Below are 19,736 nucleotides of genomic sequence, written 5' to 3' on the forward strand. Positions count from 1 at the left end.
CTGAGGAGGCGAGCCGGACCGGCCGATGACCCGGGGTGAGCCGCAGGAGCCGGACCCCGACCACGGAGACATCATGGGCCGCGTCACCGCCGAAACCCCTCCCGAGTACCTCAGCCAGACCGCGGAACCGGTGCGCGAGCACCTGGCCGCCGCCACACAGCTCGAAACCTTCCTCCAGGGTGCGGGCACCCTCAGCCTGGAACAGCGGATGCTCCTCGTCGACCAGGCGCTCGTGCTGCTGGAGCAGAACTACGTACACCTGCCGTTGAAGGTCGCGATGCACGCGGTCAACCCCGTGCAGCGGCTGCGCCTCATCCGCCGGCAGCTGGAGCAGCAGACGGCGGCCACCATGCCGCCCGAGTGGATCTTCCACGCGGAGATGTCCAAGGTGTTCCACTCGGTCCGGGACCTGCACACCAACTACCAGCTGCCCGCGCCGTTCGCCGGGAAGATCGCCTTCCTGCCCTTCCGGGTCGAGGAGACCACCGACGGACCGCGGCCGCGCTTCCTGGTCACCCGCATCACCCAGGGCTTTTCCGCGCCGGGGTTCGCGCCGGGCGTCGAGATCACCCACTGGAGCGGCATCCCCATCGAGCAGGCCGTCGAGCTCAACGCCGCCCGGTTCGCCGGGAGCAACGTGGCGGCCCGCCGCAGCAGAGGCGTCCAGTCGCTGACGGTGCGCTCGCTCTCGGCCCATCTCCCTCCGTTCGAGGAGTGGGTGACCGTCAGCTACCAGGGCACCGACGGCACCGCGCGCGAGCTCCGCGAGAACTGGCAGATCGTGAACAACCTCCCGCCGATGGCCGGCCCGGTCGGTGAAGCCGCCCTCGTCATGGGCATGGACTACGAGGCCGACGAGATCAGCCGGGCCAACGTCATGCTCTTCGCCCCCCACGTCGTCGAGCAGCAGCAGGCCGTGGACTCGGGACAGGCCCCCGACTCGGCGGCGGGTGAGGTCGCGAGCACGATGCCGCAGGTGTTCACGGCCCGCACCGTGCAGACCCCCTCGGGCACTTTCGGGCACGTCCGCATCCACACCTTCTCGGTCGACAGCGCCGATGCCTTCGTCCAGGAGTTCGTCCGGCTCATCGGCCTGCTGCCCAAGAACGGTCTGATCGTCGACGTGCGCGACAACGGCGGCGGTCTGGTCTGGGCGTCGGAGCTCACGCTCCAGACCCTGACGCCGCGTCCGATCACGCCGGAACCGTTCCAGTTCGTCAACACCCCCCTCAACCTGCGCATCTGTCGCAGCAGCCGCAGCCTGAGCCCCTGGGTGCCGTCGATGGAGCAGGCGGTCGAGACCGGCGCCACCTTCTCCGCCGGCATCCCCCTCACCCCGGAGGCCCGCGCCAACGAGATCGGTCAGCAGTACTTCGGCCCGGTGGTCCTGATCACCAACGCCCGCTGCTACTCCGCCACCGACATCTTCGCGGCCGGCTTCCAGGACCACGGCATCGGCACCGTGCTGGGCACCGACGACAACACCGGAGCCGGCGGCGCCAACGTCTGGGGGCAGGGCCTGTTCCTCACGGACTTCCCGGTCGCCGCCTCGCCGTACCGGCCGCTGCCGAACGGAGCGGGCATGCGTGTGTCGATCCGCAGGTCCCTGCGCGTCGGCGACCGGGCCGGCACGCCCCTGGAGGACCTCGGCGTCGTACCGGACGAACGCCACCGGATGACGAGCCGGGACCTGCTGGAGGGCAACGTCGATCTGATGGCGCGGGCCGGTGAACTCCTCAAGGCCCAGCCCGTGAGGGAGTTGACCATCGCCGACCTCACGCGCGCCGACGGCTCGCTCCGCCTCAAGCTGACGACCGCCAACCTCGACCGCGTCGACGTCTACCTCGACCGGCGGCCGCGCACCTCGGTGGACATCCCCGACGGTCAGGCCGACGTCACGGTCCCGGGCGCCACCTCGGCCCGGACGGTGCGCGTGGACGGCTTCGCCCGGGGCGAGCTCGTCGCCAGCCGCAGCAGGCCGCTGTAGCGGGTGGGAGGTGGCCGGGGCCGGGCTCCGGCCGCCGCCCCTGACGCGTCGGCGTCACCGGCCCTGACACATCGGCATCACCCGCCCCTGACACACCGGCATCACCGCCCCTCACACCCGCAGTACCTCCACGCCCGCCGCCGCGAACTCCTGCGCGACCTCCGCCGCCAGGCCGGTGTCCGTCACCAGGACGTCCACCGACGAGGTCGCGCAGATACGGGCGAAGGCCCGCACGCCCAGCTTGCTGGAGTCGGCCGCGATCACCACCCGGCGGGCCCGCTCGCACAGCAGGCGGTTGACCGAGGCCTCGTCCTCGTGCCGGGTCGCCGCGCCGTCCGCCGGGTCGAAGCCGTCCACGCCGAGCACCGCGGTGTCCACGGCGAGCTGACCGAGGACCTGCTCGGCGAGCGGGCCCGTCAGCTCGAACGACTGGGGGCGGGCGACGCCCCCGGTCAGAACGATCTTGAACTGCGGCCGGATCACCAGCTCGCCCGCGATGTTGAGGGCGTTGGTCACCACCGTGAGCGCCGGCGAGCCCTGGGCCAGGTCCGGGCGCGCGGCCAGCGCCCGCGCCACCTCGGTGGTCGTGGTGCCGCCCGTCAGGCCGATCACCTCGCCCGGGGTGATCAGGGCCGCCACGGCCTCGCTGATCCGGCGCTTCTCGGCGGCGCGGCGCGAGGTGCGGTAGCGCAGCGGGAGTTCGTAGCTGACCCCGTGCAGGACCGCCCCGCCGCGGGTGCGGACCAGCAGCTGCTGCTCGGCGAGCTGGTCGAGGTCCCGGCGGATGGTCGCGGCGGACACGCCGAGGGCCTCCGCCGCCGGTTCCACCTCCAACCCGCCCCGCTCCACCAGCAGGTCCAGCAGTGTCTGCCAGCGTTCCTTGCGGGTCATCGGCCGCCCCCTTCGGTGTTCTGCGACATTCGTTCCACGACGCTCGCCGGCGGCCTCCATTGGCCTACCCGGCGACACTAACTCAGCCGCCCCACCCGTGAATGCTTGAAGTTGCGCGAAACTGGCGGCTACCTTGCAGGAACACGCAAGAACACGCGTTCAGACCGGCCTGTCGCACGAGGGAGCCTGTATGAGTCACGTCGCGTACGAGTTGGGCACGCAGCCCGTTTGCTGGGAGCGGGCCGCCGAACTGGCCCCGGCCCGGCGGGCGGTGCTCCCGCAGCCGGGGGAGCGTACCGCGATCATCGGGTGCGGCACCTCGTACTACATGGCCCAGGCGGCCGCCGTGTTGCGTGAGGAGGCCGGAGCGGGGGAGACCGACGCCTTCCCCGCGTCGGAGTTCCCGCGCCACCGCCGCTACGACCGGGTCGTCGCCCTGACCCGGTCCGGCACCACCACCGAGGTACTGGACCTGCTGGCCGGGCTGCGGGACGCGGGCGTGCCCACGACCGCGGTCGTCGGGGATCCCGCCACCCCCGTCATGACCCTCGCCGACGAACTCGTCGTCCTCGACTTCGCCGACGAGCAGTCCGTCGTGCAGACCCGCTTCGCGACCACCGCCCTCACCCTGCTGCGCGCCCACGTCGGCCTGCACACCGCCTCCGTGGTCGCCGACGCCCGCACCGCCCTCACCGAGCCGCTGCCTGCCGAACTGGAGGGCCGGGGGCAGTTCACCTTCCTCGGCCGCGGCTGGAGCGTCGGCCTCGCCCACGAAGCCGCGCTGAAGATGCGCGAGGCCTCGCTGTCCTGGGCCGAGTCCTACCCGGCGATGGAGTACCGGCACGGGCCGATCAGCGTCTCGGGGCCCGGCACCGTCACCTGGTCGCTGGGCGACGCCCCCGACGGGCTCGCCGAACAGGTGCGCGCCACCGGCTCCCACTGGGTGGCCGGGAGGCTCGACCCGCTCGCCGAACTGGTCCGCGTGCACCGCCTCGCCCTCGCCGTCGCCGCCCACCAGCAGCTCGATCCGGACGCACCGCGCCACCTCACCCGCTCGGTGATCCTCACCACCGGAGAGGAGGCGGTCCGATGACCCTCGTTCCCGCGGGCACGCTCGTCCTGGAGGCGGCCGCGAGCGGCCGCGCCGTCGCCGCCTTCAACATCATCACCCTGGAACACGCCGAAGCCGTCGTCGCCGGTGCCGAGGCGGCCGGGCTCCCGGTCATCCTGCAACTGAGCGAGAACGCCGTGAAGTTCCGCGGCGGACAGCTGCTGCCCATCTCCCGCGCCGCCGTCGCCTGCGCGGAGGCCGCCGGGGTCCCCGTCGGCCTGCACCTCGACCACGTCAAGAGCCCCGAGCTGCTCCGCCAGGCCTGCGACGCCGGATACAGCTCCGTGATGTACGACGCCGCGCAGCTCCCGTACGCCGAGAACCTGGAGACCACCCGCTCCGCCGCCGACTGGGCGCACGCCAACGGGCTGTGGATCGAGGCGGAGCTCGGCGAGGTCGGCGGCAAGAACGGCGCCGCGCCGCTCGACCCGCACGCGCCCGGCGCCCGTACCGACCCCGACGAGGCCCGGCGGTTCGTCGCCGACTCCGGGGTCGACGCGCTCGCCGTCGCCATCGGCAGCAGCCACGCGATGACCAGCCGGACCGCGGCCCTGGACCGCGCGCTGCTGGCCCGGCTGGCCAAGACGGTGGACGTGCCGCTCGTCCTGCACGGCTCCTCCGGGCTGCCGGACGCCGAACTGGCGGCGGCCGTCGCGGGCGGCATCCGCAAGGTCAACATCGGCACCGCGCTGAACCTGGCCATGACCGAAGCCATCCGCACGCACCTGACCCCGGCGGACCCCCGGCCGTACCTGACGGCGGCCCGGACGGCGATGACGGCGACGGCGAGGGCTATGATCGGCGCCCTCAACTGACGGCATCGGGGTGGGGCGAGGCGGGGGCGGGGCAGACGATGACGGAGCAGCCGCAGCGGGGGCGCACGAACAGGCGCCGGTTCCTCCTGATCGCAGGCCTCGCGCTGCCGGCCGTGGGCGGCCTCACGGCATACGCCGCGTGGCCGCAGCCGTACCGGCACGAGGTCCGCACCGAGCCGGAGCCGCTGAACCGGCGGTTCGCGCCGTACCTGGGCGGGCTGACCGACGCGCACTGGCTGGGGTACGACATCGACGGGACCGGCGACGACCGGACCATCCCGAGCCCGGACTACCGGGTCCGCCTGGTCGGCGTCGCCCACCTGCCGGCCGGCGGCGCCGCCGCGATCGTGAATGACCCCGGCCGCACCTTCGTGCCCGCCGCACCGTCCGCACTGCCCGCCCCGCTGAAGCCGTACCTGCCCGCCGCCGCGGCGTGGCGGCACAGCCCGGAGTTCGACGCGTACGCGAACCACAAGGGTTCGGGCTCGGACGCGTCCTCGTCGGGCCGGTACCTGTTCGACACGGCCCTCGACCTCGTCCACTTCGACGTCCTGTACGCCTCCACCTGACGGGCGGGCCGGGGCGCACGGCCGGGTTCCGGTTTCCGGGAGTGGGCCGCCGGGTGTCAGCGGGGTGAGAGTCGGGCCTGGTGGCACTGGATCTCGTGCCACTCGGCCCGGTCCGGGCGCGCGCCCCGGGCGAGGGTCCGGGTGCCCTCGGCGGCCGCCAGGACGTGGTCGGTGGACAGGACGAAGGCCACGAACCAGGTGGTCTGCCCGGGCTCCACGGTCTCGTCGTAGTACCAGTCGGCGGTGACCTGGGCACCGCCGGCGAGGAACGGCCGCTGCAGGAAGTCCTGTACGGGGAGCGGGAAATGGCCGAGCACGCCCTGCGCCTGCGCGTCCAGCTCCAGCCGCAGCACCGCCGCTCCCGGCAGACCGGGGGCGGCGGCCCGCCCGTCCGGCGACGGCCGCCCGTCGAAGGACCGGCTGCGCAGCGAGCCCGGCTCCACCCGGACCCGCCGCCCCCGGAACTCCGCCACGCCGTCCCGCAGTACCTGCCCGACCCGGCACAGCCCGCGGTCCCCGACCATCAGCGCGGAGGGGCGCCCGTCGGCATCCGGCCCGGCCCACCAGGTCAGGGGGCGGCCGGCCTTCTCCGTCAGCCGGGCCCGCACGTCCTCGGGAAGCAGCTCCCAGTACTCGTGCCGGGCGGGGATCCCGGCCTCGACGGGAAGGGCACCCGGCTCGTGGATCTGCGTCACCGCCCGGGTGTGCCCGGGATCCTCGCGGCGCCATGCTTCCTGGTCCATATCAGCCCATTGTGCGGCAGGCGCCCGAACTGCGCGATGTTTTCAGGGCAGTTCGCGGCGTCTCGGGCCCGCCGGCCGTCAGATGCCGACGGCCCCGTCGATCCGCTCGCGCAGCAGGTCGGCGTGCCCGTTGTGCCGGGCGTACTCCTCGACCATGTGGATCAGGACCCAGCGCAGGGACACCTTCCCCCGCCAGGCGTCGACGGCCTCGACGTCGAGGTCGGGCGCCTCGGCGGCGAAGCGTTCGGCGAAGGCCACTTCCGTGCGCCACGCCTCCCACGCCGCCTCGACGGCCGCGGGGTCGGACACGGCTCCGTCGAAGTCCCCGTCGGGATCGTCCGCCGAGGAGAACAGCGGCGGCGCGTCCTGCCCCGCCAGGACCTTGCGGAACCAGCGGCGCTCCACGTCGGCCAGGTGCCGCACCAGCCCGAGCAGGGACAGCGTGGACGGTTCCACGGACCGCCGCACCAACTCCTCTCCCAGCCCCGCGCACTTCAGCTCCAGGGTCGCCCGGTGGTCCGCGAGGAAGGCGGCCAGCATCCGCCGTTCGTCCCCGGTCGCGGGGCCGCTGAAGCGCTGGTCCCGCTCGGGTTCCACGAAGAATTCCGCTCTGCTGCGTGGGCTCGTCATAGCCGGGAGTATGAACGCCACCGCCGAACGGCGGGCACGCGGGTCCCCCCGAATCCCCCCACCCCTTCCGAATTTCTGGAACTGGTTCTACTCTGACCGCCGCCACCCCAGCGACCGGCTGGACCGCGAGATCCCGGAGGGGCCGTGCACCTCGAATACACGCCTGAGCAGCAGCAGTTGCGCACCGAGCTGCGCGCCTACTTCGCCGAGCTGGTCCCTGAGGACGTCTACGCCCGTTACGAGGACCCGGCCGCGCAGAAGCGGTTCTACCGCGAGACCATCCGGCGGCTCGGCGCCGACGGCTGGCTCGGGGTCGGCTGGCCCAAGGAGTACGGCGGCCGCGGGATGACCCCGATGGACCAGTTCATCTTCTTCGACGAGGCCGCGCAGGCCGTCGTGCCGCTGCCGCTGATGGCGCTCAACACGGTCGGGCCGACCATCATGCAGTTCGGCACCGACGAGCAGAAGGCGTACTTCCTGCCCAGGATCCTCGCGGGCGAGATCGACTTCGCCATCGGCTACAGCGAGCCCGACGCCGGCACCGACCTCGCCGCGCTCAAGTGCAAGGCCGTCCGCGAGGGCGACGAGGAGACCGGCACGTACGTCGTCAACGGGCAGAAGATCTGGACGACCAACGGCGACACCGCCGACTGGGTCTGGCTCGCGGTGCGCACCGACCCGGACGCCCCCGCGCACAAGGGCATCACCATGCTCCTCGTGCCGACCTCGGACCCCGGCTACTCGTGCACCCTCATCAACACCCTCGCGTCGCACGACACCACCGCCAGCTACTACGAGAACATCCGCGTTCCGGCGAACCGCCGCGTCGGCCAGGAGAACAAGGGCTGGCGGCTGATCACCAACCAGCTCAACCACGAGCGCGTCACCCTGGCCGCGCACGGCACCATGGCCATCCGGGCCCTCCACGACGTCCAGCGCTGGGCGTCGGCGACCAAGCTCGCCGACGGCCGCCGCGTCATCGACCTCTCCTGGGTCCGCGGCCGCCTCGCACGCACCCACGCCCGCCTCGACGCGATGAAGCTGCTCAACTGGCAGATGGTGGGCGCGGTCCAGGCCGGCACCCTCACCCCGCAGGACGCCTCCGCGGTCAAGGTCTACGGCTCCGAGGCCCGCCGGGACGCCTACGCCTGGCTCATGGAGGTCGTCGGCGCGGCCGGTTCCCTCAAGGACGGCTCCGCCGGCGCGGTCCTGCACGGCGAACTCGAACGCGGCTACCGCAGCGCCGTGATCTTCACCTTCGGCGGGGGCAACAACGAGATCCAGCGCGAGATCATCTCCTGGATCGGCCTGGGCATGCCCCGCGTCCGCCGCTAGTGCTGTTGTGAGGTTGGTCCTGTTTGGCGGACAGGTTGTTTGTGGTGTTCAGGCTGCGGTGTTTTCGTACTCGGCTGGGCTTTGGTAGCCGAGGCTGGAATGGAGTCGGCGGGTGTTGTACCAGCCTTCTTTCCGACCGCGGCAGCCAGTACACCAGCCATGCGCGCCGGCACGTTCATGACTGACGTTCGGGAGGGAGCGACCCTCAGATTGCAGAGACGCCTCTACTTGTATGCAGATCGAATCGCCACAGCATGCGATGGTCCCCAAGGGCTGAGTGTTTCCGTGTCCGAAGTTGTCTGTGAAGAGGCGGCATCCGAGAGCGTCCCTAGAGCCATGGATCTCGCTGAGGAGTATCGGGTGGCGCTTCATGGCTACTGCAGCGGCGTTTACAACGCACGTCGGCACCGGGCGTCGCGAACATCGGCCGACACAAGCTGACTCGATGTCTACGTGATCAGGCACAACGAGAACGCCAAGCCCTACCGCTGGACCTACAACGCCACCCCACTCGAGGCCGCCTGATCAACACCCTCCATGAACTTGTAACGAGCAGCACCAGGAAGGCCCGTCAACGAGTTGGTCGCACGTTCGAGCCTCTTCCGCTCCGCGCGGGACGCCGTCCACTGAGATGAGGGCCGCCTGATGTGATCACGCGCCCAGCGACGAGACCGGCCGCGAGCAGAATAGTGCCCCATGACGGATCAGCGGCCAGACGGATCAGCGCGGCGGCGGTGAGAAATTCCAGCAGCACCGGCAGCGCGGCGCGACTCCCGTAGACGACCAGGGCCACCAGAGCGCAGATCGCACCGGCAGCGGCGACCAGGAGTGCCGCGGTTTCGTTGACGCTGTTCATCCCTTGGACTCAGGCGGGAGGCAGTTGATCTTGGCGGTCCTTTTTGCTCGTCTCCTGGCGATCCTGTTCGACTTCCGCGCTTTCCCGGTCGATCTCTTTGGCGAGGAAGTAGTTGAGCGCTGTTCGGATCGCAGCAATCGCGGCGAGTTGTCCGATGTCGGTGAAAGTCGGCGCCACGGCCGTGCGCAGAACATCGGCCGCCAGCTGGAACTCCAGCCCCAGCGCGATGAACCTGCTGAGGTTCAGGCGGATCTGGTTGTACTTCCGTTCCCTCCCGTGGTCCTTGACCAGCACCGCCAGGAAGCGGCCGAATGCCCAGACGGCGCCGACGAAGATGATCAACGCGCCGATGCTCTCCACGATGCGTGCCAGGAGATCGATCGCGTCGCTGAGCCACGATTCCGGGAGCACCTCGATAGACATGATCACGTCTTTCGGCATACCCGCGCGGGACCCCGTCTCTGCGCGGAGGCGGTGAACACGGCTCGAACAGCCCACCCCGGAGTGCAGCGAAGTGGGTTTCAGTAGCGACGGATGGACGCTCGTTCGGCACAGTCGGTCGGGGGCTGGTTGCCGCTGACGCTGAAATCCGTGCAGGTGAGGAACAGGTAATTGAACTCCCCGAGCAGGTAGGCCAGGATTCCCACGGTGATCGTGGCGCCGACGGCTCCCAAGCGGTGAAACAGGGAGAGCGTCGCGTAGTCAGGCACCAGGATTTTCGACAGCAGCCACGTCAGTATCGGGGCGCCAACCAGGGTCAGCGCCATCTCGAAATATTGAATGAAGTGAAAATCGCCTCCTCTCGGCAACATGATGGCCAGGATGATCCATGTGGAGGGCAGTGCAAGGGCAATCCAGCCACCCCAAGGAATTGCACCTCTGCTGCGTAGAACCACACCCGAGAACAATACAGTCGTGGCCACTGCCCAAATGGTCATCAAGGTGTTGAAGTAGATTGCACCGTATGCGCCGAGCGTAAAAGCAGGCCACCAGATGACGAGCGTTCCAGCCACCGATGCAGTGGAAATGGCACGCAGAGTGGGGTCGATTCCTGGCGGGCTCACCGTCACCTCAGGGCTCGGATCGGGAGGCACTCCACCAGCCACTTTCGCTCCCACTGTTCAGCACAGCATGCCCGGACGAGTCGCTCAGCGCACCCATTCGTGCGACGTAGGCCACGCCTCCCGTCGACGATAGAGGGACGCGTCTTTCGGGTGACAGCGACTCACCGACCGCGAAGTGAGGTGATTCGGCTCGCGCCCAGAGAAACGCCGGCAGACAGTGCCGGAAATCGCGGTCACGGCCGAGGCCGTGGTGGAGGGGCGAGCTGGTCCTGATGGAGACCCCGATGTGGCTGCACTTCCATGTCATGCGGTGTTGTGCCGCCGATATCGGGTTGGGATCCCGACAATGACGGGGTGAAGGCGAGCCGGTTGTCATTGTGGAATGCGGTACCGCTGTTCGGGCAGCTGAGGCACTGTTCGTTGCGCTCAGTGCGCGGGGATGTCGTGGCCGGGTTCGCGGTCGCGGTGACGCTGGTGCCCCAGGGCCTGGGTTACGGGCAGTTGGCGGGTTTGCCGCCGGTTGTAGGGCTGTACACCGCTGTCGGGGCGATGGTGGTGTTCGCCCTGGTGACGTCCACACGTGTGATCGCGGTCGGCCCTTCGTCGACCCTGGCCATCATGACGTTCACTGCAGTGAGCTCCCGCGCTGACGGCGACGCCGGGCGGGCTGCGTCACTGGCGGCATGTCTGGCGCTGATGACGGGGGCCCTGCTGTTGCTGCCCGGGCGGCTGCGCGGGCTGACCAGTCTCCTGTCGGCGCCGGTGCTGCTCGGATATCTGGCAGGGACGGCTGTGCAGGTCATGGCCAGTCAGGTGGGCAAGCTGGTGGGCGTGAAGACGGACAGTGACCATCCCATGGTCAAAGTGTGGGAGGTGCTCACCCATCTGGACCAGGTGCAGTGGGTGACCGCCGCCGTCGGTGTGGCCACTCTCCTCGCACTCGTCCTGCTCAAGCCGGTGTTCCACGCCGTGCCCGTCCTGCGCGCGGTGCCCGTCACACCCGTGGTCTGTGTGGTGGCGGTCGCCGTATCGGCCGCTGCGGATCTGGCCGGTCACGGCGTGGCGATGACCGGCCGTATCGCCGGCGGCCTGCCTGCCCCCGGCTGGCCGGGGGTGAGCGCCGCGGACGTGTGGGCGCTGCTGCCCGCCGCGGCCGGCATGGCCATGATCGCGTCGATCGAAGGGACGGCGGCCCTGCACCGTACAGCACTTCCCTCTGCGCCGCGGATCTCATTGGTCCGGGAGTCGGTTGCGATGGGTGCGGCGAGCGCGGGCGCGGGCGCCTTGGGTGGCTTCGCGGCGATGCCGGGTACGCAGCGCACCCTGTCCGCACGCGGCGCGGGGGCCCACTCGCAGCTGTTCCAGTTGGTGTGCGCGGGCTTTGTGGTGGTCGGCATCCTCACCACCGGTCCGGTGATCGCGCTGTTGCCGGTGACGGTGCTGGCCGCCGTGGTCATGGTGTCGGCCTCGCACCTGTTCGACTTCGCGGGCTTCGAGCGGTTGTGGCACGGCTGGCGCAGGGAGAGTGTGCTGGCGATCGTGACGATGGCCAGTGTGGTGGCTCTCGGTGTGCTCTACGGATTGCTGGTGGCCGTCGTCCTGGCGCTGATGCAGCTGCTTCGCCGCGTTGCCTGGCCTCACGACGCCGTGCTCGTCGTCCCCGACGACGGCCGGCCGCCCCACGAGGTTGCTCCGGATGAGGCAGTCGGTACGGATGTGCTGATCTACCGTGTGGACGCGCCGTTGTTCTTCGCCAACGCCGGCCGGATCTCGCAGCGGATCCACACCCTGGCGGCTGCCCGGTCGCCGTATCCGCGGTATGTGGTCCTGGACGCCGAGGTGGTGTTCTACCTCGACGCCACCGCCGCGGAAACCCTCGCCCAGCTCGCCACCGACCTGAGGGCGCGTGACTGCCAGCTGGTGGTCGCCCGCCCTCGGGAGCAGGTGCTGACCACGCTGCGTGAAAGCCCTTACCAGGATGGCGCTACTCGGCAGCTACCCGTCTTCCCCAGCGTGCGCGAGGCATACGACGCCCTGCGGCAGCGCTGACCACACCGCTGCCGTGCCCGGCGTGACGCCGTGTCGACCCCCGCCCCAGGACGCGGGCTGCATCAGAATCGCGTGGAGCACTCGCATCCCCTCATTCCCTGTGAAGGACGGACGATGTCTGACAGTGAGTTGACCTCCGGTTGCTGCATCCCGTCCCGGCCGGACCCGGTGCAACTGGTGGCCGAGTCGGCGGCGGGAGGGGAGCGGGTATCGCCTGCGGTAGGCGGCACGGACCGTGAGGGCATGGTGAGGTTGGGCGAGGCGGCTTTCCTGATGGGCTCCCAGGACGCGTGGGCGTTGCCGGGTGACGGTGAGGGTCCGGTCCACGAGGTGTCGCTTGCCCCGTACTGGATCGACCGCTGCGCGGTCTCCAACGCCGACTTCGCGGCCTTCACCGCCGCGACCGGCTACGTGACGGATGCCGAGCGGTACGAGTGGTCGTTCGTCTTCGTCGGCCTGTTGCCCGCCGGTTTCCCGGACACACGGGCCGTTGCGGCGGCCCCCTGGTGGCGTCAGGTCCACGGAGCGTCCTGGAGTCGTCCTGAGGGCCCCGGCTCCGACGTAGCCGGGCGCGGCGACCACCCGGTGGTCCACGTCTCGTGGAACGACGCCCGCACGTACGCGGCGTGGGCGGGCAAGCGGCTGCCGACGGAAGCCGAGTGGGAGTACGCCGCCCGCGGCGGCCTCGAACAGGCCGCCTTCCCCTGGGGGAACGACCTGGAGCCGGACGGTGAGCGCCGGATGAACGTGTGGCAGGGCCGCTTCCCCGACCACCACACGCGCGCGGACGGCTGGTACGGCACCGCCCCGGTGACCGCCTACGCGCCGGGCGGTCACGGCCTGTACAACGCGTGCGGCAACGTCTGGGAGTGGTGCGCGGACTGGTACGCCCCGAACTACTACCGGCGCAGCCCGAGGGACAATCCCCAGGGGCCCGCGCTCGGCACCGCAAGGGTGATCCGCGGCGGCTCCTACCTGTGCCATGCCTCCTATTGCCGCCGCTATCGGGTGGCAGCCCGCAGCTCCAGCACCCCGGACAGCAGCACGGGCCACCAGGGGTTCCGCTGCGCAGCGGACGCCGGGCCCGTCGTCTCTCGTTGACGGACCCGGCGCAGAGGGCCGGTGCGGGACTGCAGCCCCAGGTGCCCGGTTCAGTCGCGGTGGAACATTCCGATGAGTTCCTTCTCCAGGTCCTCGAAGGGTTCTCCGCTGACGTCGACCACTACTTCACGGATCGTGCCGCCGAGGAAGGCGAAGGGGGATTCGTAGTCGCTGGAGACCGGCTGGCTGCTGTCGCGGCCGACTGCGAGGCCTTCGCCGACCAGGGAGAAGTGGCCGGGCTGGGTCTTGATGTCCGCTTCGGCGACCTTCCGGTCGCCGATGAAGAGGGCGAGCGTTCCGTTCGTGCTGCCCTGCTCGTCACGGTCACCGGCCCGGAAGACGGCCGAGAAGCTGAGGTCGCCGGTGCCGACCCGGTCGGGTGAGCTGACCTTCTGCTCCGTGCGGCCGAGCCAGTTGTACACGTAGTGCAGGTGCCCGTCCTTGAGGTACAGGCTGTGGCCGCCGAAGCGGCCGCCGTGGGAGAAGAGCACACCTTGGGCCTCGGGGGTGTCCAGGTGCGTCTCGGCGACGATCGAGTAGGACCGTCCACGGATGTTGACGGCTGCGGACTCGGGTACGTCGGCGCACCCGGGGTAGTAGACGTACCGGTCCCGGGGCTTGCTGAGCTGGGGCCGCGGGGTGGACAGGATGTCCACGGGGCTGCGGTCGTCCAGAGGCAGACCGTTGTACTTCTCGGCCTCCGCCTTCCACAGGGCCTTGAGTTCCTCCAGCTTTTCCGGATGTTCGGCGGCCAGGTCCCGGTTCTCCGACCGGTCCTCCCGCAGGTTGTACAGCTCCCAGACGTCGTCGCCGAAGTGGCTCCAGTTGGAAGGCGCCGGCGGGTGCATGGTCGCGGCATGCCAGCCGTCGTGCCAGATCCCACGGGTGCCGAGCATGGTGTAGAACTGCGTCTGCCGCGGATCGGGTGCCTGCTCGTCCTGCAGAGCCTTCCGGAGGCTGGCGCCCTCCAGCGGGCTCTGTTTGACGCCCTTCACCACGTCAGGGGGCGTGATGCCGAGCAGGTCGTAGATGGTCGGCACGATGTCGATGGCGTGCACGTACTGGTGGCGGGTCTCCCCACGCTGTTTGATGCCCTTGGGCCAGGCGATGATCGCCGGGTCGGCGATACCGCCCTCGTAGGAGACCCAGCGCTTCCAGTACTTGAAGGGGGTGTTGAACGCCCACGCCCACCCGGTCGGGTAGTGGTTGTAGGTCTTCGGGCTGCCCAGCTCGTCGAGGTGACGCAGGTTCTCGGCGATGTCGTCGGCCACGCCGTTGAAGAAGTTGTTCTCGTTCATCGAGCCGTTCGGACCGCCCTCCGCGCTGGCCCCGTTGTCCGACACGGCGACGATGATCGTGTTCTCCAGCTGCCCGGACTCCTCCAGGTAGTCCAGCAGGCGCCCGATCTGATCGTCGGTGTAGGAGACGAAGCCGGCGAAGACCTCGGCCATCCTGGCGAACAGGCGCTTCTCTTCGGCGCTCAGCGACTCCCACGGGCGGACGTAATCCGTGGCCGGCCACGGCTGACCCGAAGGGCCGGTCGTCTCCGGTTCACCGTGCGGATTGATCGGGGTGAGCTCGGTGCCCTCCGGCATGATGCCCAGCTCGATCTGCCGCTGAAGCGTCAGGCGCCGGTAGATCTCGTAGCCGTCGTCGAACTTCCCCGCGTACCGGTCCGCCCACTCCTTGAAGATGTGGTGCGGCGCATGGCCGGCGCCCGGGCAGAAGTAGGTGAACCAGGGCTTGTCCGGCGCGATCACCTTGGCTTCCCTGATGAACTGGATGGTCCGGTCCGTCAGGTCCTTCGACAGGTGGTACCCCTGCTCCGGGGTGTAGGGCGGCTCGATCGGATGGTTGTCGTAGAACAGGTCGGGGTAGTACTGATCGGCCTCGCCGCCAAGGAATCCGTAGAAGCGCTCGAACCCCCGGCCCAGCGGCCAGTACCGCTTCGAGGACGCCATGTTGGCCTCCTCCGAAGGGCACAGGTGCCACTTGCCCAGGGCATAGGTGTTCCAGCCCCGCTCGACCAGCACCTCGGCCAGGGTGCCGTTCTCGAACGGGATACGACCGCTGGAACCGGGGAAGCCGCTGGTCATCTCCGCGACGCATGCCATGCCGTTGCTGGTCGCGTTCCGCCCGGTCAGCAGGGACGCACGCGTCGGGGAGCACAGGGCGGTGGTGTGGAAGTTGGTGAACTTCACCCCCATATCCGCGATCCGGCGCATCGCGGGGGTCTCCACCAGCCCGCCGAAGATGTCGAACGTGCCGAAGCCGACGTCGTCCCACACCAGATACAGCACGTTCGGCGCGCCCTCAGGGGCCTCCGGCTGCTTGTACGGCTCCCAGTCCGGCACCGACTCCCGGATGTCCTCTTGGATCACGCCCCTGAACGGAACGGGCATCCTCATCTCCTCAGCTTCGCAGTGGACCCTGCCTGCTCTGGGGAACGTATGCCGCAACCACCGTGTCCGCTTGCGCTACGCCCCTGGGATTGGTCCGGAAGAGGCCCTTCGTACCTCACGCGGCCGTATCAGCCAGTGCTCCACCGGACGCTGCGCAATGATGAGCCGTTGGGCGGTGACCTGACCCCCGCCGTGCTGATGCGCCCGTCTGCCGCCTGTTCACCCGCCCAGCCGAAAGGCCGAACCACCATGGCCCACCAACTGCGCTCCGAAGACCCCGGCTTCCTCGAACGCGCGCCTGTACGGCGAACCCGGAGCAGAGACATCCGCGCATCGGCCGACGCCATCTTCGACCAGCTCGCGGCCCACCCCGAGAACTGGCCCCGCTGGTTCGGGCCGGCCAACGAATGCCGCTATGAAGGAACGCCGCCGTACGGGGTGGGAACAGTGCGCTACCTACGCCTGTGCAAGGTGATCCGCGCCCACGAGAAACTGCTCGTCTGGGACTCCCCCGGACGATTCGTCTACCAGGTCCACGACACCAATGCGCGCGGCGTCGCAGCCATGATGGAGCAGTGGACCCTGACACCCTCGGCCGACGGACGCACCCGAGTCAGCTGGACCATCGCAGTCGACTGCTCAGCCCCTGTGCACCTGCTGCTCCGGGCAACACAACGTCGTCTGGACAAGATCTTCCAAGAGGGGATGAAGCGTCTGGAACACCTGTGCAGCCACCCTGACAGGTGATCGGGCTGCAGGGCCACCTCGCGGCAGCCCGATCGGTTGCGGCAACAGCACCCCCTCCGGAGTCGACGTCCAATCGCGCACCACATTGAGAGCACGCGCGACGACCGCAAGGACTGCCTTACCCCTCAGCCGCGTGCACCGCCCAAGGCCTCGTCCCAGACGGCCCGGCCCGTGAGCCACGCCTTTCTTCGCGAGGGGGACCCGGTGACGGTTGATCCGGTCACCGAGGCGGAGCCGCTGGTAACCCGCGGCCGCCTGGGCGGGACAGTACGCAGGCACTTCGCGCACCCGCCCGGGCAGACCCCCAGGCGGTCACCACCCCGAGACGGTCTGGCACCTCACGACCAAACACACCCTGGCCGACTGGGCGAGCTCTCGTCCCGAGCGCCCTGGGGACACCTGCAAGGCGGAGGGCGAGAAGATCGTGCCGGCCGCGCAGGAAGAGGCGGTGGTCGCGCCGGCCGCCGTTGATGAGGAGGAGCTTCGACGTCGTGCCATGGAGCCGGGGAACGGGCTCTCGCTCACGCCCAGTCGATTCCGGGGGTCGGCGAGTGAGCTGGGCCGTGTCGAGCGGCCGTTTGCTGTGGCGGAACGTCACGCTGTGCGGCCCGTCGCCGGGCCGCACAGCGTAGTCTGCTTGTCAGTCGCAGTCGTCATACCCTCCGCCCCAGTCGTCGTCGTACCCACCGTGGCCGTAATCGTCGTCGTCGTCCCAGCCGCCACCCTGGACGGAGGCGACAGAGTAGGTCGGCGTTGCCGCCGAGGCCGTACCTGCGGCTCCGAGGGCGGCGCCACCGGCCATCAGAACGCCGATGGCGGACACCGCGAAGAGTCGCTTCACTCTCAGTGCCTGCATGGTTCAAAACCCTTCTCGTTGTTGTGCCACTCGCTGCGGCGCGAAGTTGTTCTGCTTCCTTACATAAGAGGCGTACGCGGATTATGCGGGAGGCCGCATAGATGCAAATGAGCGCACGTCCGCCGTCAACGCGGCCTCGTCGGGCCACGGACTCGCTGGGCTGGTGCGTACGGTTCGTGACCGCCGCGCACTCTGGGCTCGTTACTGCGGGAGTGATTCCCGCAGTCGCGGCCAACAGCCACATATGATTCTAGTAATACATTTGCAACTCGGCATCTCGGGTGGGGAGCCAGAACGCCTGCTCGCCACGGCCCGAGCTGACGGCTGGCTCGGCGTCGGCCCGGCCACCAACAGGGCTTCTGCTCCTGCCTGCCCCTTGAGGCCCGGTCCCGCGCCGACTGGACGTAAGCCGGGGACGAGGTGCTGGTCGCGGACACCGCCGTCTTCGAGCACGGAGTGCTGGAGCAAAGCCTGCTTGGGGGCGCAGACGGCGCCTTCGCTCGGACTCGCCGGCGATGTCCCTGAGGGCCGCTGATGACTGCAAGGCTCCGTCATTTTGTTTGACTGCTAAGGCAGTCCGCCGACCTCCCCGCGGCCGTCAGCGCGTTGCGGGTCTGCGACGTGGTGCTCTGGATGCATCACCGTACGGATCACCAACGGAGAAGCTGCACCGGGATCTGAAGTCCGTCGGTCTCACCCGAGGAAGCCTTCCGCTCGGAGGACCGACGGCCTCGTGTCCCCGGCGAAACACCCCAGTGACCTGCGGTGTACCAAAGTGCCAACTATCTCTCTGATTCCATACCCGCAGTTGCTGAACCTTCTAAGGGATTGCAGATCATCAAGGTGTTGCTTCCCGACCTGGGGCTCGTTGGTCTGGTATGCGCATCCCGGACGAGACCCGTGACCAACTCTCCGCGAAGTTCGCGGTGTTGTTCCCGCATCTGGACGAGCGGCAGCGACGGCTGTTGATGGGAACCGAGGCCCGGCTGCTGGGGCATGGCGGCATCCGCGCTGTCGCTCGGGCGGCCCAGGTCAGTGAGACGACGGTCCGCAATGGCGTGTTCGAGCTGGAATCCGGAGAGGAGCCGTTGGGGCGGGTCCGGCGTCCCGGCGGAGGACGCAAACGGGTCGCCGATCTGGATCCGGGTGTGCGGCCGGCACTGCTGGCGCTGGTCGAGCCCGATGAGAGAGGCGACCCGATGTCGCCTCTGCGGTGGACTGTGAAATCGACCCGTACGATCGCGGCGGAGCTGGCCCGGGCCGGGCACCGGATCAGCGCCGATACCGTGGGCGATCTGCTGCGGGAGGAAGGCTTCAGTCTTCAGGCCAACGCGAAGACGCTCGAGGGCAGTCAGCATCCGGACCGGGACGCCCAGTTCCGCTACCTCAACGAGCAGGCCCGCAACCACCGGGACACCGGCCAGCCGGTCATCAGCGTCGACACCAAGAAGAAGGAACTCGTCGGCGAGTTCAAGAACAGCGGCCGCCAGTGGCGTCCCGCCAGCGAGCCTGTCCCGGTCAGCGTCCACGACTTCGCCGACCCACAGTTGGGCAAAGCCGTCCCCTACGGGATCTACGATCTGACCGCGAACACCGGCTGGGTCAACGTCGGCACCGATCACGACACCGCCGCGTTCGCCGTGGAATCGATCCGCCGCTGGTGGCTCGGCCAGGGCCAGGCTGCCTGCCCGCAGGCGACACAGCTGCTGATCACTGCCGACGCCGGAGGATCCAACGGCTACCGCACCCGGGCCTGGAAGCTCGAGCTGGCCCAACTCGCCGCTGAAACCGGACTGACGATCACCGTGTGTCACCTACCACCAGGCACATCGAAGTGGAACAAGATCGAACACAGGCTGTTCTCGCACATCACCATGAACTGGAGTGGCCGCCCGCTGACCAGCCACGAAGTCATCGTGCAGTCGATCGCCGCGACCACCACCCGCACCGGACTGCGCGTGAGGGCCGAACTCGACACCAACACCTACCCGACCGGAGTCCGCATCAAAGACGCTGAGATGGCCGCCCTGCCGCTGACCCGGCACGCGTTCCAGGGCGCCTGGAACTATGCACTGCACCCCCAGCCATCACCCGTAATCCCGGCGGCCCGGACCCCGCAGACGCCGGATCCGGAGTGGGACCAGGCCTTGCTCTCCGATCCCGCACTGACCGGGATGACCCGCCGGCAACTGAACGACCTCACCGAGACCCTGGCCCCGGACGGGGATATCCGGCGCGGCCGCCCGCCCCGGCTGACCTTCCCCGACCAGATCCTGGCCACCGTGCTTCACCTACGGGCCGCCCTGGCCGCGGAACCCCTCGCCGTGCTGTTCGCCACCAGCCGCACCGCGATGCACCGCACCCTCCTGAAGAACCGGCGCCTGCTCGAGACACACGGCATCACCATCCCACCGGCGACAACCCCACCCACGGCCCTCGCCGCCCTTCAGGCCCGGGTCCAGGCACAGACCTGCGAAGACAACAAGATCAAAACAACGTGTTAATGATCTGCAATCCCTTAGTTGGCATCGATGCAGGTCCCGGACGTGGCCTGGTGCCAGATGTGAAACCTGGTCACAT

At 69.3% G+C, this 19,736-nt stretch carries 18 protein-coding genes; 10 read left to right on the forward strand and 8 right to left on the reverse strand.

The window, feature by feature from the left end; genetic code table 11:
- Positions 1 to 25 precede the first annotated feature (25 nt).
- A complete protein-coding gene (locus tag OG534_RS33750) occupies positions 26 to 1,987 on the forward strand; it encodes a S41 family peptidase (protein ID WP_326593178.1) in 1,962 nt (653 codons plus the stop codon).
- A gap of 111 nt (positions 1,988 to 2,098) precedes the next feature.
- Here OG534_RS33750 and OG534_RS33755 read toward each other — a convergent pair whose 3' ends face one another.
- Positions 2,099 to 2,878 (reverse strand): DeoR/GlpR family DNA-binding transcription regulator, encoded by a 780-nt coding sequence (locus OG534_RS33755; protein ID WP_326593179.1) that lies wholly within the window; start codon positions 2,876 to 2,878, stop codon positions 2,099 to 2,101.
- 190 nt (positions 2,879 to 3,068) lie between these two features.
- Between OG534_RS33755 and OG534_RS33760 the strand changes: the two genes are divergently transcribed.
- From OG534_RS33760 to OG534_RS33770, 3 genes are read left to right on the forward strand one after another with little or no spacing between them, the layout of a single operon-like run.
- Positions 3,069 to 3,971, forward strand: a complete 903-nt coding sequence (locus OG534_RS33760; protein WP_326593180.1) for an SIS domain-containing protein — start codon at positions 3,069 to 3,071, stop codon at positions 3,969 to 3,971.
- Positions 3,968 to 4,804, forward strand: a complete 837-nt coding sequence (locus OG534_RS33765; RefSeq protein WP_326593181.1) for a class II fructose-bisphosphate aldolase — start codon at positions 3,968 to 3,970, stop codon at positions 4,802 to 4,804. Before OG534_RS33760 ends, OG534_RS33765 begins: the two co-directional genes overlap by 4 nt.
- Positions 4,805 to 4,842: 38 nt before the next feature.
- Positions 4,843 to 5,373: a hypothetical protein gene (locus tag OG534_RS33770; protein WP_326593182.1), complete on the forward strand. Its 531-nt coding sequence runs from the start codon at positions 4,843 to 4,845 to the stop codon at positions 5,371 to 5,373.
- A 56-nt stretch (positions 5,374 to 5,429) separates the two neighbouring features.
- On the opposite strand, the gene OG534_RS33775 is transcribed toward OG534_RS33770, so the two are convergent.
- Positions 5,430 to 6,116, reverse strand: a complete 687-nt coding sequence (locus tag OG534_RS33775; RefSeq protein WP_326593183.1) for a hypothetical protein — start codon at positions 6,114 to 6,116, stop codon at positions 5,430 to 5,432.
- A 78-nt stretch (positions 6,117 to 6,194) separates the two neighbouring features.
- Complete coding sequence (locus OG534_RS33780) at positions 6,195 to 6,746, reverse strand: DinB family protein (protein WP_326593184.1); 552 nt, start codon at positions 6,744 to 6,746, stop codon at positions 6,195 to 6,197.
- A 144-nt stretch (positions 6,747 to 6,890) separates the two neighbouring features.
- Between OG534_RS33780 and OG534_RS33785 the strand changes: the two genes are divergently transcribed.
- Positions 6,891 to 8,081 (forward strand): acyl-CoA dehydrogenase family protein, encoded by a 1,191-nt coding sequence (locus tag OG534_RS33785; protein ID WP_326593185.1) that lies wholly within the window; start codon positions 6,891 to 6,893, stop codon positions 8,079 to 8,081.
- A gap of 571 nt (positions 8,082 to 8,652) precedes the next feature.
- Here the strand turns inward: OG534_RS33785 and OG534_RS33790 are convergent.
- The 3 genes from OG534_RS33790 to OG534_RS33800 form a co-directional block, all read right to left on the reverse strand.
- Positions 8,653 to 8,937, reverse strand: coding sequence for a hypothetical protein (locus OG534_RS33790; RefSeq protein ID WP_326593186.1), 285 nt, complete (start codon positions 8,935 to 8,937; stop codon positions 8,653 to 8,655).
- A 9-nt stretch (positions 8,938 to 8,946) separates the two neighbouring features.
- Positions 8,947 to 9,360 (reverse strand): DUF1622 domain-containing protein, encoded by a 414-nt coding sequence (locus OG534_RS33795; protein WP_326593187.1) that lies wholly within the window; start codon positions 9,358 to 9,360, stop codon positions 8,947 to 8,949.
- A 98-nt stretch (positions 9,361 to 9,458) separates the two neighbouring features.
- Positions 9,459 to 9,950, reverse strand: coding sequence for a hypothetical protein (locus OG534_RS33800; protein WP_326593188.1), 492 nt, complete (start codon positions 9,948 to 9,950; stop codon positions 9,459 to 9,461).
- 405 nt (positions 9,951 to 10,355) lie between these two features.
- Between OG534_RS33800 and OG534_RS33805 the strand changes: the two genes are divergently transcribed.
- Together OG534_RS33805 and OG534_RS33810 are read left to right on the forward strand one after the other, a co-directional pair.
- Positions 10,356 to 12,050, forward strand: a complete 1,695-nt coding sequence (locus OG534_RS33805) for a SulP family inorganic anion transporter (protein WP_326593189.1) — start codon at positions 10,356 to 10,358, stop codon at positions 12,048 to 12,050.
- 114 nt (positions 12,051 to 12,164) lie between these two features.
- The gene (locus OG534_RS33810; RefSeq protein ID WP_442807188.1) at positions 12,165 to 13,151 is read left to right on the forward strand and encodes a formylglycine-generating enzyme family protein; all 987 of its coding nucleotides are present in this window, start codon (positions 12,165 to 12,167) and stop codon (positions 13,149 to 13,151) included.
- Positions 13,152 to 13,201: 50 nt separating this feature from the next.
- Here the strand turns inward: OG534_RS33810 and OG534_RS33815 are convergent, their stop codons facing one another.
- On the reverse strand, positions 13,202 to 15,553 hold the full coding sequence (locus OG534_RS33815; protein WP_326593191.1) for an arylsulfatase: 2,352 nt from the start codon (positions 15,551 to 15,553) through the stop codon (positions 13,202 to 13,204).
- Between the two features lie 168 nt (positions 15,554 to 15,721).
- Here OG534_RS33815 and OG534_RS33820 point away from each other — a divergent pair, with 168 nt between their 5' ends.
- The gene (locus OG534_RS33820) at positions 15,722 to 16,300 is read left to right on the forward strand and encodes an SRPBCC family protein (RefSeq protein WP_326593192.1); all 579 of its coding nucleotides are present in this window, start codon (positions 15,722 to 15,724) and stop codon (positions 16,298 to 16,300) included.
- A 640-nt stretch (positions 16,301 to 16,940) separates the two neighbouring features.
- Here the strand turns inward: OG534_RS33820 and OG534_RS33825 are convergent.
- Positions 16,941 to 17,156 (reverse strand): hypothetical protein, encoded by a 216-nt coding sequence (locus OG534_RS33825; protein WP_319191762.1) that lies wholly within the window; start codon positions 17,154 to 17,156, stop codon positions 16,941 to 16,943.
- A 564-nt stretch (positions 17,157 to 17,720) separates the two neighbouring features.
- Here OG534_RS33825 and OG534_RS33830 point away from each other — a divergent pair.
- Both OG534_RS33830 and OG534_RS33835 read left to right on the forward strand, forming a co-directional pair.
- Positions 17,721 to 17,837, forward strand: a complete 117-nt coding sequence (locus OG534_RS33830) for a DUF6308 family protein (protein WP_326593999.1) — start codon at positions 17,721 to 17,723, stop codon at positions 17,835 to 17,837.
- A gap of 197 nt (positions 17,838 to 18,034) precedes the next feature.
- Positions 18,035 to 19,660: an ISAzo13 family transposase gene (locus OG534_RS33835; RefSeq protein WP_326593193.1), complete on the forward strand. Its 1,626-nt coding sequence runs from the start codon at positions 18,035 to 18,037 to the stop codon at positions 19,658 to 19,660.
- Positions 19,661 to 19,736: the final 76 nt, after the last annotated feature.

Origin of the sequence: Streptomyces sp. NBC_01294 (assembly GCF_035917235.1) — a bacterium.
GTDB classification, from domain to species: domain Bacteria; phylum Actinomycetota; class Actinomycetes; order Streptomycetales; family Streptomycetaceae; genus Streptomyces; species Streptomyces caledonius.